The organism is Phormidesmis sp. 146-20 (assembly GCF_052939475.1).
On record NZ_JBJPHT010000033.1, the window covers coordinates 56,419 to 70,930 of the forward strand.

15 protein-coding genes are annotated in these 14,512 nt (G+C 48.4%); 4 read left to right on the plus strand and 11 right to left on the minus strand.

What is annotated here, in order from left to right:
* Positions 1-59: 59 nt before the first annotated feature.
* The 4 genes from ACKFKH_RS22165 to ACKFKH_RS22180 all read right to left on the minus strand — a co-directional run bounded on the left by ACKFKH_RS22165 (position 60) and on the right by ACKFKH_RS22180 (position 4,511).
* Positions 60-1,823 (minus strand): iron uptake porin, encoded by a 1,764-nt coding sequence (locus ACKFKH_RS22165; RefSeq protein WP_446860528.1) that lies wholly within the window; start codon positions 1,821-1,823, stop codon positions 60-62.
* A gap of 283 nt (positions 1,824-2,106) precedes the next feature.
* Positions 2,107-3,810 carry a thiamine pyrophosphate-binding protein gene (locus ACKFKH_RS22170; RefSeq protein WP_446860529.1) on the minus strand — a complete coding sequence of 568 codons (1,704 nt, stop codon included), beginning with the start codon at positions 3,808-3,810 and terminating at the stop codon, positions 2,107-2,109.
* 377 nt (positions 3,811-4,187) lie between these two features.
* Positions 4,188-4,331 (minus strand): hypothetical protein, encoded by a 144-nt coding sequence (locus ACKFKH_RS22175; protein WP_446860530.1) that lies wholly within the window; start codon positions 4,329-4,331, stop codon positions 4,188-4,190.
* Positions 4,332-4,349: 18 nt separating this feature from the next.
* Positions 4,350-4,511, minus strand: a complete 162-nt coding sequence (locus tag ACKFKH_RS22180) for a hypothetical protein (protein ID WP_446860531.1) — start codon at positions 4,509-4,511, stop codon at positions 4,350-4,352.
* A gap of 123 nt (positions 4,512-4,634) precedes the next feature.
* On the opposite strand from ACKFKH_RS22180, the gene ilvA reads away from it, so the two are divergent.
* The 3 genes from ilvA (at position 4,635) to ACKFKH_RS22195 (ending at position 8,077) form a co-directional block, all read left to right on the plus strand.
* Positions 4,635-6,146, plus strand: a complete 1,512-nt coding sequence (ilvA, locus tag ACKFKH_RS22185) for a threonine ammonia-lyase, biosynthetic (protein ID WP_446860532.1) — start codon at positions 4,635-4,637, stop codon at positions 6,144-6,146.
* Between the two features lie 318 nt (positions 6,147-6,464).
* Positions 6,465-7,397, plus strand: coding sequence for an allantoinase PuuE (puuE, locus tag ACKFKH_RS22190; protein ID WP_446860533.1), 933 nt, complete (start codon positions 6,465-6,467; stop codon positions 7,395-7,397).
* A gap of 362 nt (positions 7,398-7,759) precedes the next feature.
* Entirely contained in the window at positions 7,760-8,077 is a 318-nt protein-coding gene (locus ACKFKH_RS22195; protein WP_446860534.1) for a fertility inhibition FinO-like protein, read from the plus strand.
* Between the two features lie 303 nt (positions 8,078-8,380).
* On the opposite strand, the gene ACKFKH_RS22200 is transcribed toward ACKFKH_RS22195, so the two are convergent.
* The 7 genes from ACKFKH_RS22200 to ACKFKH_RS22230 all read right to left on the minus strand — a co-directional run bounded on the left by ACKFKH_RS22200 (position 8,381) and on the right by ACKFKH_RS22230 (position 14,072).
* Positions 8,381-9,055, minus strand: coding sequence for a response regulator transcription factor (locus ACKFKH_RS22200; protein ID WP_446860535.1), 675 nt, complete (start codon positions 9,053-9,055; stop codon positions 8,381-8,383).
* The gene (locus tag ACKFKH_RS22205; protein ID WP_446860536.1) at positions 9,052-10,566 is read right to left on the minus strand and encodes a sensor histidine kinase; all 1,515 of its coding nucleotides are present in this window, start codon (positions 10,564-10,566) and stop codon (positions 9,052-9,054) included. Before ACKFKH_RS22205 ends, ACKFKH_RS22200 begins: the two co-directional genes overlap by 4 nt.
* Before the next feature lie 71 nt (positions 10,567-10,637).
* The gene (locus ACKFKH_RS22210; RefSeq protein WP_446860537.1) at positions 10,638-11,510 is read right to left on the minus strand and encodes a cytochrome c biogenesis protein CcdA; all 873 of its coding nucleotides are present in this window, start codon (positions 11,508-11,510) and stop codon (positions 10,638-10,640) included.
* 121 nt (positions 11,511-11,631) lie between these two features.
* Entirely contained in the window at positions 11,632-11,946 is a 315-nt protein-coding gene (locus tag ACKFKH_RS22215) for a thioredoxin family protein (protein ID WP_446860538.1), read from the minus strand.
* Positions 11,947-11,991: 45 nt separating this feature from the next.
* Positions 11,992-12,543: a thioredoxin domain-containing protein gene (locus tag ACKFKH_RS22220; RefSeq protein ID WP_446860539.1), complete on the minus strand. Its 552-nt coding sequence runs from the start codon at positions 12,541-12,543 to the stop codon at positions 11,992-11,994.
* A gap of 110 nt (positions 12,544-12,653) precedes the next feature.
* Positions 12,654-13,757 carry a sensor histidine kinase gene (locus ACKFKH_RS22225; protein WP_446860540.1) on the minus strand — a complete coding sequence of 368 codons (1,104 nt, stop codon included), beginning with the start codon at positions 13,755-13,757 and terminating at the stop codon, positions 12,654-12,656.
* Between the two features lie 3 nt (positions 13,758-13,760).
* Complete coding sequence (locus ACKFKH_RS22230) at positions 13,761-14,072, minus strand: hypothetical protein (RefSeq protein ID WP_446860541.1); 312 nt, start codon at positions 14,070-14,072, stop codon at positions 13,761-13,763.
* Positions 14,073-14,317: 245 nt separating this feature from the next.
* Between ACKFKH_RS22230 and ACKFKH_RS22235 the strand changes: the two genes are divergently transcribed.
* Positions 14,318-14,461 carry a hypothetical protein gene (locus ACKFKH_RS22235; RefSeq protein WP_446860542.1) on the plus strand — a complete coding sequence of 48 codons (144 nt, stop codon included), beginning with the start codon at positions 14,318-14,320 and terminating at the stop codon, positions 14,459-14,461.
* Positions 14,462-14,512 lie beyond the last annotated feature (51 nt).

Here is a 14,512-nt window from a genome sequence, read left to right on the forward strand (position 1 = left end):
TACCCATTGGCTTTTCTCAACTGAATTTCTTGAACGTTGTAAACCTTGCTCCGAGGCAGCTAGAAGGAGAAAACCGTCCGCAGGGTTCCGGTGAAGATGGCTCCTCGTTCTCGGTTGTTGAGGGGGTCGGTGATGATTTGAATCAGGGGCGTGATCCGAATTGCAGCACTGACCGGATAGTTGTAAAACAGTTCGTAGTTAGTCTGCGTTCCCGTGACGCTCGTCTGAACTTCGTTTTCCTGAAAGATTAACGGTTGAGCAACCGACAAACCCGCCAGCGCATCTTTTACAAACAAATTAGGAAGGGCCACGCCTGCCTGCCAATAGCTCGGTTTTGCACCGCCAAAAAAGGCATTGGGGAAGAAGTTAGGCGAATATCCCACACGACCAAAGATCGCGAAATTCTCCGAAAAAGCGTACTCAGCATTGGCCCCAAACGCTGTATATTTTCTGCCGCCCACTTCACCATTCGCGTATTGAAACCGCACCGCAAACCGCTTAGAAGGTGAATATTCCGCTTCGACAATACCCACGTAGGGATCGCCAAATAGTCCGCCGCGTCGGTTGTTGCGAGGGTTGCCATAAGCATCGGTAATTGATCCCAACCCCGTTGGTAAAGTGGTCAAACCTGTTGGATTGGTGACGGTCGCATCCTGGGCAGCGTAGACGGCTCTAAAGGTAAAGGCTCCTTGTTTGGGTCGCCAAATCGCGGCGGCACCAGAGGCCGTAAAGTCACGACCAAATAGCAAAATGTTGCTCGTCAGAACGGTAGTCGAGAAGTTGTTGGCGTTGTCAAACTGCTTGTTGGAGTGGGTGTTGAAGTCTACATAGTCGGAGGCAAAGCCGCGAGGAAACAGCACGATCGACAAGTCGTTACCAACCGGAAAGGTATAGCTCAATCGATTGAGTTGAAAACCATTGCCTGTTGTCGGCGAATAGAACAATCCGCTAGAAGCATCCGCCAAATAGTCCGCCGCATCAAAGGCAACACCGGGAGACTGACTCGATCGCAAAACGGGCGTTCCGGTTGAGACTTGTAGCTGGGTCTGGAGTCGATCGCGTCCCGTAAAACTGGTATCCAACGTCAAGCGCACACGACTAATAAAAATGGCGTTGGGGTCGTCATCGTTGCGGTTTTGCAGACCTGCGTTGACGGCAAAAATTGCTTGTCCTGATAGCCTTGTCGTGGTGGAGAACTGAAACATTTCTAGTCGAGCAGTGCGGCCTTCGAGGGCATCGACTCGGCCTCTTAAGGTCGTCAGTTCTTTAGAGAATTCTTTTTGTAGTTTGTCCAGCGTTTCGACATCGGCGCGAGAAACTTTGTCAGAGATGCCCGCTTCGATCAGTTCATTCACCCGATTGAGGGCGGCGTTGAGTCCCGCAGCAAATTCGTAGCGAGTCATGGCGCGATTGCCCTTAAAGGTGCCGTCGGGATAGCCTTCGATCACACCGTAGCGCTCGACCAAAGACTGCAACGCTTGAAAAGCCCAATCAGACGGTTTGACATCCGACAAGCCAGAAACCGATGTGACACGCGCGATCGTAAACGGTTCGAGTCGAGGAGTTTTGGACACCGAAGGGACGATCGCAGGTTCAACGTCTGGCTCAACCGCTTGCATGACTTCGGTTGTCAGAATCGCAGCTTCGCGGTCAACTGGGAGATTTTGAACGGTTTCTAGTGAAGTTTCTGGGACTGACTGAACCGCCGCAAAACCAGGAGCCGTCATCCACAAAATCAGAAATGCAGTCGCGGGACTCATCAACAAAAACGTCCATCCGCATCGAGATAGACCGTTGGAAAAAGAAGAGATTGGGTTGCTCATCACACCAAAATTATTGAGAGGCTCTAATAGTTTTTAGAAATCTTGTACCGGGCTATTGCGATCGACAGGAATACAAATCACTGATCATTCATCTTGATCACGACTCACCAGGAATGGGCAAATGATACAGAGATGAACGATCGCATCAACGAGATAGGAACACACAAAAGATACTTGCGGAATCGCAGACTAATGTCAGAATTACTGAGGCTATGGATAAGATTACATCACCCTGAGAAGCGTGATCACGATTGTATCCATGATTTTATTGGTCTCAGTAATATTACTGGCACATTTGAGTAATCATTTCAGGCTGAATATTGCCCTCGATCACCACGTCGAGTAAGAATGGCCCTTTGTGAGAGAGTGCTTTCGCGATCGCAGGCGCAATCTCTTCAGGCTGCTCAATGCGAATGGCAGGCACTCCCATCGATCGAGCCATCTGATCAAACTGAATCGCTGGATAAGACAGATCAAAACTCAGCGGAAAATCATGAGCCGGAATCGCTTGCTCTTGCCAATACGCCTGAATGTTTAACTGTAACAATTTGTACGATCGATTATTACAAACTACAAACTTGGCATCGACATTATGACGCACAGCCGTCCATAGCGCTTGTATCGTATACATACTGCCACCATCCCCCGTAAAGCCAATCACTGTCTTATCAGGATGAGCTAACTTCACACCGATCGCGCCTGGAATGCCCACTCCCAATGATCCGCCACGAGTCACAAAATAATGTCCCGATTGCGTTGTCGGTCGATAGCGCACCACATCAGGAGAACAAGTCAACGCCTCATCAAAGATCACCACATCTTCGGGTAAATGCTTGGCAAGCTCTTCCATAAATTGGCAAAAGTGGAGCGGCGTTGCCTCTTCAAAGGCTTTGTCGGCTTCTAGTGCCAGCGATCGCTTCACTGCTTTCTGTCTCGCCAGGTTGTCGATGCGCGATGCGGCGGCTTGTCGTTGTTCGGGCGTTAGAATCGCTTCCAGAGCGGCGGCCAATTGGGCGAGCGATCGTTTGGGGTCACTCACTACGCCAATGTCAACGGGATGATTTTTTGCAATTTCATAGGCATTTAAGTCAATGTGCAACACTTTGGCATCAGGAGCAAACACACTGCCCAGATCAGGAAAAACTTCTGGCAAAATGTAAGTTCCACAGACCAGATTGACATCCCCTTTTTGCAAAATCGGACGGCTCTGATACCCAAACATATGTCCGGTAGAACCCTGATAAAGCGGGTGAGTTTGACTCATATTGAGTTCGCCGTTATCGGCTTCCCATACTTCTGCACCCAGCAGTTCTGCGACGTGGGTTAATTCATCTTGTGCATCTGAATAAGCAATCCCATCTCCAATAAAGATCATGGGGTTAGCAGCATTAGCTAACAGGTGAGCCATCTCATGAGTAATCACATCTTCTGGAACGGTGCGAGTTGAAGGAATGCAAGTCGGAAAGATCGGTTCAACACAGGGCTGATCCAAGATGTCGGCGGGCAAGCAAATGTAGACGGGGCCCATTGGTGGAGTAGACGCAATCTTGATCGCCCGCCGCAACACCCGCAGCAGAGAAGACGAATCTAAAACCATCGTTGACCATTTGGTGACAGGTTCTGCGAGAGCGACCAGATCTCCCGCCATCTGTGCATCCATGCCCATGTATTTGATTCCTGCATCGCCACCAATCACGACTAAAGGAGAATGTCCACGTTTGGCTTGATATAGCGCACCAATTCCATTCCCCACACCGGGAGTGCTATGAAGCTGTACGATCGTTGGTTTTTTAGTCGCGCGTGCATGACCATCGGCCATCATTACAGCAACAGATTCTTGTAGCGTCAATATATATTTCAATTGAGGATAAGCGGACAAAGCATCCAAAAAGCCTTGCTCGACGGTGCCAGGATTGCCAAAAATATACTCAATTCCATCTGCAACTAATTGTTCTAAAATCGCAAAGCGTCCTGTCTTTTCTGCCATTGCTGCCTCCAGGCGGGGAAGTTTTGAGGAAGTGCGATCGCGATCTTACTGAGTCAGGAAAGTGTCATGAAGGAGTCATGAAGACTATGTAATCCGCTCCGCTTCGATAAAATGCCCAAAAATTCTGCCGAACACCCACTTCTTTCACAAATTTTTTGGGCAGTCTCTTTATAAGCGAGACGCTGTATTCAATATTTATACGGTAAGTATAGTAACTTTTTACACTAAATGAGAATTGATGAGTGACGATCGTCCACAGTTTGTTTTAGGAACAGCCGCGCCAGGTCAAACCGTCTTGCGGCAGCAGTTCTGCGTTTTGAAAAATGGCTCTCACTGCAACAGAAAATCTAGGATAATGTTGGTATCAAATAAAGCCACTAAAAATACTGCCCCACCCGTCGTTCCTCCAACATTGCAGCTACTTCTTCGTCCGTTGGTGCAGGTTGAGCTGTTTTGAGCAAGCCTCGCATCCGCTGAATCGCACTAGCGCGATCGACCTGGGAAATAGGCTGCTCTTGCAAAGACTCAGATGGCCTTGACTAGGGCAAGGTGCGATCGCTCGGTGACAGTTTAAAGACCTGCTCTTTCAGTTCTTGGCTCAACATACTCCTGAATTTGAAGGCATCTACGATAGCATCAGCGATTTGCTGACACAACGTTACGCGATTATGCTCTCCATGCCGCGCCTCAACAATCAACATAGAACTTCCGTCATGGCTAACAATCAATTAGAGTAGGTTTTCCATCCTTTATGCTTCAGTCCTCATCCCCCCACAAGCAAGTCAGGTACAATGATTTCTCATCCTGCCTCTGCAAACTGTGTTATGCCCTCTGATTATCTTGAGAGAATTTTGAATGCTCGCGTCTATGAGGTTGCCCAAGAGACTCCTTTAGATTACGCGCCCAATCTGTCTGTGCGGTTAGGGAATAAAGTCCTGCTTAAGCGTGAAGATATGCAGTCGGTGTTCTCCTTCAAACTGCGAGGGGCTTACAACAAGATGGCGCAGCTTCCGCCGGATGTGCTTGCTCAGGGGGTGATTGCGGCTTCGGCGGGAAACCATGCTCAAGGCGTTGCCCTCGGTGCCCGCCACTTGGGAACCACCGCGATGATTGTGATGCCGTTGACGACTCCCCAAGTAAAAATTAAGGCGGTCAAAGCGCGGGGCGGAGAAGTGATATTGCATGGTGATACGTATGATGAGGCGTATGCGTATGCACGACAGCTAGAAGCCGAGAAAAATCTGACTTTTATCCATCCTTTTGATGATCCGGATGTGATTGCAGGACAGGGTACGATCGCGATGGAAATGCTGCGTCAGTGTCAACAGCCGATTCATGCCATTTTTGTGGCCATTGGCGGTGGCGGTTTGATTTCTGGAATTGCGGCTTATGTAAAACGGCTGCGTCCCGAAATTAAAATTATTGGGGTTGAGCCAGTGGATGCCGATGCGATGTCACAATCGTTGCAGGCGGGACACCGGATTAAGTTGTCGCATGTGGGATTGTTTGCGGATGGGGTCGCCGTGAGTCAAGTCGGGGTAGAAACCTTTCGGCTCTGTCAGCAGTATGTTGATGAAGTGATGATTGTTGATACGGATGATATTTGTGCGGCGATCAAGGACGTATTTGAAGATACGCGATCGATTCTAGAACCCGCTGGGGCGCTGGCGATCGCTGCTGCAAAAGCTTATGTGGAGCGGGAACAGATTCAAAATCAAACGCTGATTGCGGTGGCCTGCGGGGCGAATATGAACTTCGATCGCTTGCGATTTGTGGCAGAACGCGCCGAATTTGGGGAACGTCGAGAAGCGATTTTTGCCGTCACGATTCCTGAAGAACAGGGCAGCTTACGCAAGTTTTGTGAGTGTATTGGTCGGCGCAGTTTGACTGAGTTTAATTACCGAATTGCAGATGAAAAGATCGCCCACATTTTCGTCGGAGTGCAAATTCAAAATCGAGCGGATGCGGCTCAAATTGTCTCGACGTTTGAAGCGAATGGCTTTAGCACGATCGACTTAACCGATGATGAGTTAGCGAAACTGCATCTCAGACATATGGTCGGCGGGCGATCGCCCCTGGCTCACAATGAGTTGCTTTACCGCTTTGAGTTTCCCGAACGTCCGGGTGCGTTGATCAAGTTTCTCACCTCGATGTGTCCCGATTGGAATATCAGTCTATTTCACTATCGCAATCACGGCGCAGACTATGGGCGCATCGTCGTCGGAATGCAGGTGCCCCCTCATGAGATGACCGAATGGCAAGCGTTTCTCGATACGCTGGGCTACCGCTACTGGGACGAAAGCCAAAACCCTGCCTATAAGTTGTTCTTGTCCTAAATGTAACGTGAATTCGATGGAGTTTTCTCACTTCGTTGTTCAGCACTTCCGCCCCCCAACCCCCCAATTTGGGGGACTTTGAGACAATCTTTCTCGTTCAGAGTCCCTCACTCATGGGGGATTTAGGGGGCTGATCGGATTGGTAACCATCGTGAAGGATTATCATCGAATTCACGTTAAATGAAGGTTGATTTGAAGCATGACACACAACACCCGCAACGGTGACACGATCGCTAACCCAGATCATTGTAGCAACTAGAAGCATCTATTTCAAAAGCCCTGAATTCGTACAGAACTACCCTTCAGCAAACTCTAAGCATGTCAACACAATCCTTCAGAGATCAAGATTCTGAGTATCCCAGAGATATGGTCGGCTATGGGCGCAACCTTCCGGATGCTAAATGGCCCGATCAAGCGCGGGTGGCGGTACAGTTTGTAATCAATTATGAGGAAGGCGGCGAAACCTGTATTTTGCATGGTGACCAGGCATCAGAAACCTTTCTATCCGAGATTGTGGGAGCCGTTCCACTCAACGGAATGCGCCATATGAACATGGAATCTTGCTATGAATATGGCAGTCGATCGGGCTTTTGGCGCTTACATAGACTCTTCACAGCGCGAGGAATTCCAGTCACGGTTTACGGGGTAGCAATGGCACTGGAGCGCAATCCGGAGGCGGTGGCGGCGATGAAAGAGGCGCAGTGGGAAATTGCCAGTCATGGGTATCGCTGGATTGACTACAAATATTTTGGCGAAGCGGCGGAGCGAGACCATTTATATCAAGCGATCGATCTGCATACTCGTGTGACGGGCGATCGTCCGTTGGGCTGGTATACGGGACGTACCAGTGCGTTTTCTCGCAAATTGGTGATTGAGGAAGGGGGCTTTCTCTACGATTCAGACAGCTATGCGGATGATTTGCCGTATTGGGTTCAGGAGTCTGGAAAGTCCCATTTGGTGATTCCTTACACACTGGACAACAATGATATGCGATTCGCCACCAGTCAGGGGTTTAACTCTGGCGATCAGTTTTTTGCATACTTGCGCGATTCGTTTGACCTGTTGTATGCAGAAGGAGAAACCGCACCCAAAATGATGAGCGTGGGATTACATTGTCGATTGGTAGGCAGACCTGGAAGAGCAATGGCATTGTTGAAATTTTTAGATTACGTTCAGAAACGCGATCGCGTCTGGCTCTGCCGCAGAATTGACATCGCAAATCATTGGCATGAACATCACAAACCTCAATAGAAACGAAAGTACTCTGAATTAGAACCCTATGAGCGATCTAACTTTTTCTGAATCTAGATGATCCACTTGTACCGCGATTCCTTGCCCGCCTGCTTGATTGACTAATTCTGCGGTTTCTTCAATGGTTTCATGGGCGATTATACTCTATTGTTGGGTGCGGGTGCTTCGTCCTATCAACCCAAGGGTGAGGGAACTCATCGTGTTTCGTGACCCCGTGGATGGGGAGTCTCGAACACCTTTGATCTAGGGAACCTGTTCGCAAGTGACCCTAACCAGTAGCGTGATTCATCCTCTGTCTTTTCCAGATGTTGAAATCGACGTGCTGAGGTTGATTCATTGACCACTGTTAAGGAGAATGATTAATGCAAAACTTTGGAGAACACGCCATGACCGTCACTGGAAAACTTGAACTCACCATCAAAATCAACGAACTGCCAGATGCAAAGACTGTAGACAATGGCTGGAAATCTTTTGAGGTGGACTGCGATGGGCAAATCATCTCCATGACCGTCAAGCCCAAAGTCTGGAAGAAACTGGAGGATGCTCAAACCAACTTTCCCATGTGGGTTGCCGCGATCGCCGGGAAGATGGGACAACCGACCGAAAAAGGATTTGTTCTTCTCGAACCCAACATCCAGGTGTTTGAGAAGAAACCGAAAGAAACCGCAGCAGCCGGATGAGATGAGTCATTAGCGTATGACGACGGCAGCGACCCCTTGCGGGTATCTCGAAGCGATCGGCGGTATGAGATGGTGGATGGGAATTAGTTGAGATGCCACCAGAGATTTCGATCGGGGGGTTGTCAGCCGGACGACGTAACTTGTCATCAATTACATTCACATAGAAGTTACCCCTATCAATGTTGTTCGGAGGCAGTAGGGCGATCGGTTGGTTATGGCTCCAAAAACTGTGTCGAGTAGTTACCCAACCAAATCTAGCTAGGTTATTGCTGACCAAATGAGCGTTACTGTTTCTCCAGGATGCTATGCTCGTAGCCGATACCCAACTCCTCGAACGGTTTCAATCAAGTCACTACCCAGCTTCTTGCGGAGTTGTTTGACATAAGCATCCACGATATTAGAACCTGGATCATAGTCATAGCCCCAGACGCGGTTGAGCAGTTGTTCGCGGCTCATCACCTGCATGGGATGACGCAAGAAGATTTCTGCTAGGGCAAATTCTTTTACGGACATCTCAATTAATTGTGTTTCTATCCACACTTGCCGCGTCAGCAAGTCTAGAACAATCTCGCCGACCTGAAGTGTAGTTTCTTTACCGCTTTTAGTTTTTGCTACTACGTTGTCTCGCAGTTGAACCCGCACTCGCGCTAAGAGTTCATTAAACTCAAACGGCTTCGTTACATAATCATTTGCGCCGCTTTCTAGCGCAGTTACGGTATCTTCCACTTCATCTTGAGCCGTGAGAATAATAATTCGCAATCGTTCTCCCCGTCCGCGTATTTCCTCTAGAACTTGCCAGCCATCTTTACCAGGTAATCCTAAATCGAGAATCAGTAAATCAAAGTCCTCGCTGTGTGCCATTGTGATCGCTTCTACTCCATTTTTCGCGATCGTCGTTGTGAATCCGCTAGCACGGAATCCTTTTTCTAGAAAAGCAGCAATGCGAGCTTCATCTTCGGCAATCAACAATCGATTCATGGCATTTTCTTCGGCGATAAGGACTGTCGAATTGGGGCAGTTGAAGGTCGGACTGGAAGATTAGCATCGGGGCGTTGCTGGGGTAAAATGACCGTAAAGGTTGCTCCTTCTCCCAGACGACTAAAGAGTTCGACAGTGCCACCATGAGCTTTGATCAGGGCTTGCACAATCGATAACCCTAATCCAGCGCCTTCGGATCGTCGTTCGCTCTCTGAGCCTCTCGCAAACCGATCGAAAATGCGCTCTTGATCCTCAAAAGAAATGCCTTCGCCAGTATCGCGCACCCAGAACTGAACAGTGCCATTGACGATTGCAGAACCAATCGCGATCATGTCTCCAGCCTGAGTATACTGGGTCGCATTCTGTGCCAAATTCATGATCACCTGCGTAAGACGTTGGCGATCGCAAACCACCTCTCCCATGCCAACCGCTTCGAGTTGCCAGTTTCGAGGAGCTAATCCTCGCGCTTTGGCAAAGAGTTCCTGGGTAAAAGGTTCGAGATCGATCAGACTGGGACGCAAGAAATTGGGACGCTCGGCACGCATGAGCAACAGTAAGTCATTCACAAACCGATTCATCCGCCGCAGTTCATCGCGCACTAAAGCAACCGTCGCTTGTCGTTCTTCGGGGTCGTCGCCTAAGAGCTCTAAATGCCCCTGAATAATCGTGATGGGTGTTCGTAGCTCGTGACTGACATCTTTGATAAATTCTTGCTGACTGGTAAAAGCGGCTTGAAGGCGATCGAGCATCTGATTAAAGGTAAGTGTGAGATCAGCAATCTCATCGGTTCCCCGGACGGTCATGCGCTTTGACAAGTCGGTTTCAGTAATCATCTGAGCGGTATCGCTTAACTGGCGTAACGGAGCGAGTAACCGTCCGGCGGTGAACCATACGATCACCATAAACAAAATCATCATCGCGATCGTCACCTGAACAACTAGCGCAAGAGTGGTTTCACCCATCTGGTAACGTAAGGTCGCATCGTAGAGTCCAACGATTGCACCCGTCTGCCCAGCAAGTTGAAGCGGCTCTACAACCCGAATGATGTAATCTTCTTGAACAGAAGAGCGATTGGGTTTCACTTGTGCCCATTGTCGAATTAGGTCAGAATTCTCATGAAGAGCAGGCGGCAGTTTGGACGATCGAGCCGAGTAGAGTTGACCATTTACTACGAGAACCAGTGACTCGTTTGGATCGCTCACTTGGCTTTGCTTGAACTGTTCTAGCGTCTCATTTAACACAGACGGCGTTAGTTCAGATGAATTGATTTGAGCCATTTGCTGTTCTAAAGCGCTAATGTTGCGCTGCAATCGTTGTCCGGCTTGCTGTTGTTCTAGTTCGCAGAAAATCTTGAAGGTTGCCCACACAGAAATGAGGGTAATGCAAAGGGTGAGTAGAAAGTACCAAATGAGCAGGCGCGATCGAACTCCAGCAAATGCGCCGCCCCACTCGCGGAGCCGTTTTAGATTAATTCGGAGCGACTGCTTGCCTTTAAAACTGTTGTTTCTCATAATCTGCGCCTGTTGCAAACATCTCATCAAGGATGCGTCACCGTTAACTCATCCTTGATCATTCGTTCTTGTCATAGAAACCAGTGAATTCCATTGACCAGATAGAATCCACCTGCTAGCATCAACGCGGCACTGCCGACTCGAATCACCCAATCTGATTTTCCCAGAATAACGCGACTTTGCTTCACTAGTCCTGCATACAAACTGGCGAAAAAGATAACGGCAGTATAACCCAATCCATAGCTCATCAACGTGACAACACTGATGAACTGAGAGCCTGTTGCGGCGGCGGCGGCGATCACCGCAAATAGCACCGGACTAGAGCAAGGAGAACTCACGAGTGCAAACGTCAGTCCAATTCCGTAAGGTCCCGCTGCCGACACTGAAGCTTTCGGTTGTGGCAAGGGCAAGTGAATGATTCCCGCAAAGCTGAGTCCCATGACTAGAATGATTGCTCCCACCACAACGTTAAAGTATCCTCGATAATCAACTAGGACTGCTGCTGCGAAGGATGCGAACAATCCGAACAAGCTGAACACCGTAACCACACCCAAAACAAACAATCCAGCTTTGTTAAAGGCGGCTCGACGCGAGGTGATTTTGAGCGTTCCGATATAGCTGAGGTTGACAGGCAGCAAAGACAGAATACAAGGCGAGATACTCGCAATCAATCCACCTACGAATGCTAAGGGCACAAGCACGATCGGATCACTCAAATTTTGCTGCTCTAACCATTGCTGATACGGAGCCTGAATGTGACCGACTAGCGCAGTGAGGTAGAGATACCAGTCAGATAGATGCGGGGAAACGAGAGCAAGAACTAAGGCACCGAGAAATAGACCGCCATAGAAGAGTGTTTTAGACGTGAAGGGGAACTTGTGCGGGTTCTTTTGTGGCATTGGGGCCACAATTTCGAGTGAACTCGGAGTCTGTTGAGATTTCATTGCGGCTTCTCCTAGTTGATTGAGCAGTTTTGCATTGAAGGGATGATTCAGATATCAGCGAGATGCTCACACTTCTGATGAATTCTGGTTTAGGTTGTGTGAGCATCTTGCTCGTATCCGGTTAGATTGCTTGCTGCACTAAGTTCGCGTAGTGCTGCTTGGGTTGTAAGCCTACAAGTCGTCCAATCTCTTGTTCTTGCTGGAACAATACAACTGTGGGAACGCTGCGGACATCCAGTTCCATTGCTAATTCTGGTTCTTCGGTGATGTCGATTTCGATCAGATGCAGGTGATCTGCATGTTCTTGTGCCAGTCGCTCTAAAACAGGTTTGAGTGTGATACAACCGCCACAATGCGGAGCCACAAATTTCGCTAGAATCGGTCTTTCGGATTGTTGTTGAAGTAAGGACAATGCAGACTGTGATGTTTGAATCATGGTAATTGGCTCCGTTGATTGAAAGGGAAGGTAAAGAACAAGACGTTAGGAACGGGCACTGACACGCTGGATCGCACGCTCAATGCCATTCACATAGTCTTGTTGATTGAAGTTGTAGCGAAACTGAGTAAGCGTCTGACCATTGCTGGGATTAATGATGGCAACCGTTGAGGTTTGACTGCGATGTGCCGCCAGAAAATCACTCAAGCCTAACTCTCTCGCTCTGGCTTCTGCTGCTTGAGTGGTGGTACGGTTTGTCACGTCAAACACGACGAAATTTGCGCGATCGCCAAACTGCTGCTGCAACGATTCAGTGACAGGTCGAAGGCGTTGGCAAGCTGGACACCAATCGGCGTAAATTTTAACGATCGTCGGTTTGCCTTGAAGTTGAGCCGCGAGTTTATTACTGTTCGAGGCTTGAGCCACAGTCATCGATTGATCGATCGATTGATGATCGGAAGCTTGCATTGCTTGAGAGACTTGAGTGTTGTCTGTAGCGCGTTGCCCAGCATTAGACAGGAAAGAGTACCCCGCAACAGATGCGACACCTACGACACTGACACCCATCAGTAGAATTGATTTGAGATGCTTCTTCATGGTTTCCTCCGAGATTAGGGATAGATGTGTTCGTAAAGCTTTGTTTGCCTTACAGTTACTAATCTCGTTGAGCTACATGATGCCCAAATGAAAAAACTATGAAAAAAAATTCATGGTTCTGCCTGGGTTTGCCGAAACTGTGGTAGCTGGATGGTTACGGTTGTCCCTGAAATTGCATCTGACTGGATCTTCAACTCGCCGTTGTGCGCCTCAATGATTCGTTTGACAATTGCTAATCCCAATCCTGTCCCGCAAGGCTTTGTCGTGTAAAAAGGCTGAGTTAACTTTGAGAGTTCATCAGGTGGAATCGGTTGTCCTCGATTGTGAACTTGAATGCAAACGTGGGAAGGTGAGGCAATCACACAACAGGTAATTTGGTCTCCAGGTTCGATCGCTTCACTCGCATTGCTAATCAAATTAATGATGACCTGCTTAAGGCGATTGCTATCTCCTAAAATCAGGCAGGGCAATGCTGCTGGAGTAAGTTGAAGGGATTGCCCTTGCCGCAGTGGAATCAGTTCAATCAACGGAAAGATTTCTTCCATCCATCGATCGAGGTCGAGTTGCGCTAACTTCAAACGTTGAGACTTGCTGTAGAGCAGAATTTCGTTTAGCAGTTTTTTGAGGCGCTCTGCTTCTTCTAGAACGATCGCTAATCGGGTTTGAGTAGCTTCGGAGCGATCGAGTTGTTGCAAGTCTCGCAGTTCCAGAAAAATCGTTGTCAAAGGATTACGGATTTCATGAACAATCATCGCCGTGAGTTCGCCAATTTCTGCCAAGCGAGTTATCGTTTGTTCTGCCTGCTTGCGGTTCGCGATTGCTTGTACCACGTTTTGATGCATCTGAAAAAACGCAGCAATGACTTCGCCAATTTCATCCTGTCGCTGTAGTTGAACGACCTCGAACTCTGGCGATTCTTGATCGTGAGCAATCGCAGTTCCCGCCTTCAACAAATCGCGTCTGAGTGTCAGAATCGGTGTAATCAAAATTTGTTGTAAACCAATCATTGTCGCGATCGTCACGAACGCCCCAATAAGTAAAACAGTCGCAGCAACCCGCTTGGAAGTGGATAAAATCTCTTGCCTCACACTTGTTACATCATGACGCAGAATCAACACATTTTCTGAAGCTTGAAGGTTGATTACTTCGTCATATCTCGCCTCAATTGGGTTGTACGTCTCGATCGCATGTTGCTGTTGATAGTTCTTGAACAAGAGTTATGGTGCTTCGCCAAATTGACGAATCATCGTTCCGTCGGGTTGATAAAGCGTTCCTCCAAGAATTTGCGAGTCAACGGAGAGCGTTTGAAGCTGTTCAAGCTTAGAATCTGCGGCAGCCTGAACTAACTCCACTGCTTTCTCAACAGTGACGGTTCGGAGGTGACTTAATAGCTCTTGTTGTCTGAGATGCAGCGAGACGATGAGCAGCAGAATTTCGGCCACCACAATACTAATGAATACCCAAAGCACAATGCGCTGGGACAGACGCGATCGGAATAGAGCATAAAGGGATTGAAGAAGACCAGTCACAAGATCTAATCTCCATAAATGATAAAACAACTAGCAAAACCTTGACCTGACTGAAATACAATCGATGCTAGAAGACTGCTAGTTCAATCCTAGCCGAACCTTTCAGGAAACATCTTTTCGTTTTTTGCCGTGTTTTAGCTGAATCTTGTAATGTTATCAATGCACCATTTGCAAGAATCGGATAAATTTGGCAAAAATCGAGAAGACACCCATCCCAGCATTCGCTAAGTTCACGGCAGTTCTGTGTGATCGAGGTGTCTAGTGTGTTGCTAGAAGGAAAAGTAGCGCTAATTGCTGGAAACGCGACGGAGATTGGTCAAGCAACTGCGATCGCGATGTCAATTGCAGGTGCAAGCGTGGTGATCGGCGATCGTGAGATTGCTCCTTAGACCTTTCCGAGAATTTACAAGCGAGACTACTCCTGGGTTTGAGGTCATTTC

What these genes read in the sequence shown, in the direction of transcription:
- ACKFKH_RS22165 (WP_446860528.1), bottom strand. Translation starts at nt 1,823, where the DNA reads ATGAGCAACCCAATCTCTTCTTTTTCCAACGGTCTATCTCGATGCGGA.
- ACKFKH_RS22170 (WP_446860529.1), bottom strand. Translation starts at nt 3,810, where the DNA reads ATGGCAGAAAAGACAGGACGCTTTGCGATTTTAGAACAATTAGTTGCA.
- ACKFKH_RS22180 (WP_446860531.1), bottom strand. Translation starts at nt 4,511, where the DNA reads ATGTTGATTGTTGAGGCGCGGCATGGAGAGCATAATCGCGTAACGTTG.
- ilvA (WP_446860532.1), top strand. Translation starts at nt 4,635, where the DNA reads ATGCCCTCTGATTATCTTGAGAGAATTTTGAATGCTCGCGTCTATGAG.
- puuE (WP_446860533.1), top strand. Translation starts at nt 6,465, where the DNA reads ATGTCAACACAATCCTTCAGAGATCAAGATTCTGAGTATCCCAGAGAT.
- ACKFKH_RS22195 (WP_446860534.1), top strand. Translation starts at nt 7,760, where the DNA reads ATGCAAAACTTTGGAGAACACGCCATGACCGTCACTGGAAAACTTGAA.
- ACKFKH_RS22200 (WP_446860535.1), bottom strand. Translation starts at nt 9,055, where the DNA reads ATGAATCGATTGTTGATTGCCGAAGATGAAGCTCGCATTGCTGCTTTT.
- ACKFKH_RS22205 (WP_446860536.1), bottom strand. Translation starts at nt 10,566, where the DNA reads ATGAGAAACAACAGTTTTAAAGGCAAGCAGTCGCTCCGAATTAATCTA.
- ACKFKH_RS22210 (WP_446860537.1), bottom strand. Translation starts at nt 11,510, where the DNA reads ATGAAATCTCAACAGACTCCGAGTTCACTCGAAATTGTGGCCCCAATG.
- ACKFKH_RS22215 (WP_446860538.1), bottom strand. Translation starts at nt 11,946, where the DNA reads ATGATTCAAACATCACAGTCTGCATTGTCCTTACTTCAACAACAATCC.
- ACKFKH_RS22220 (WP_446860539.1), bottom strand. Translation starts at nt 12,543, where the DNA reads ATGAAGAAGCATCTCAAATCAATTCTACTGATGGGTGTCAGTGTCGTA.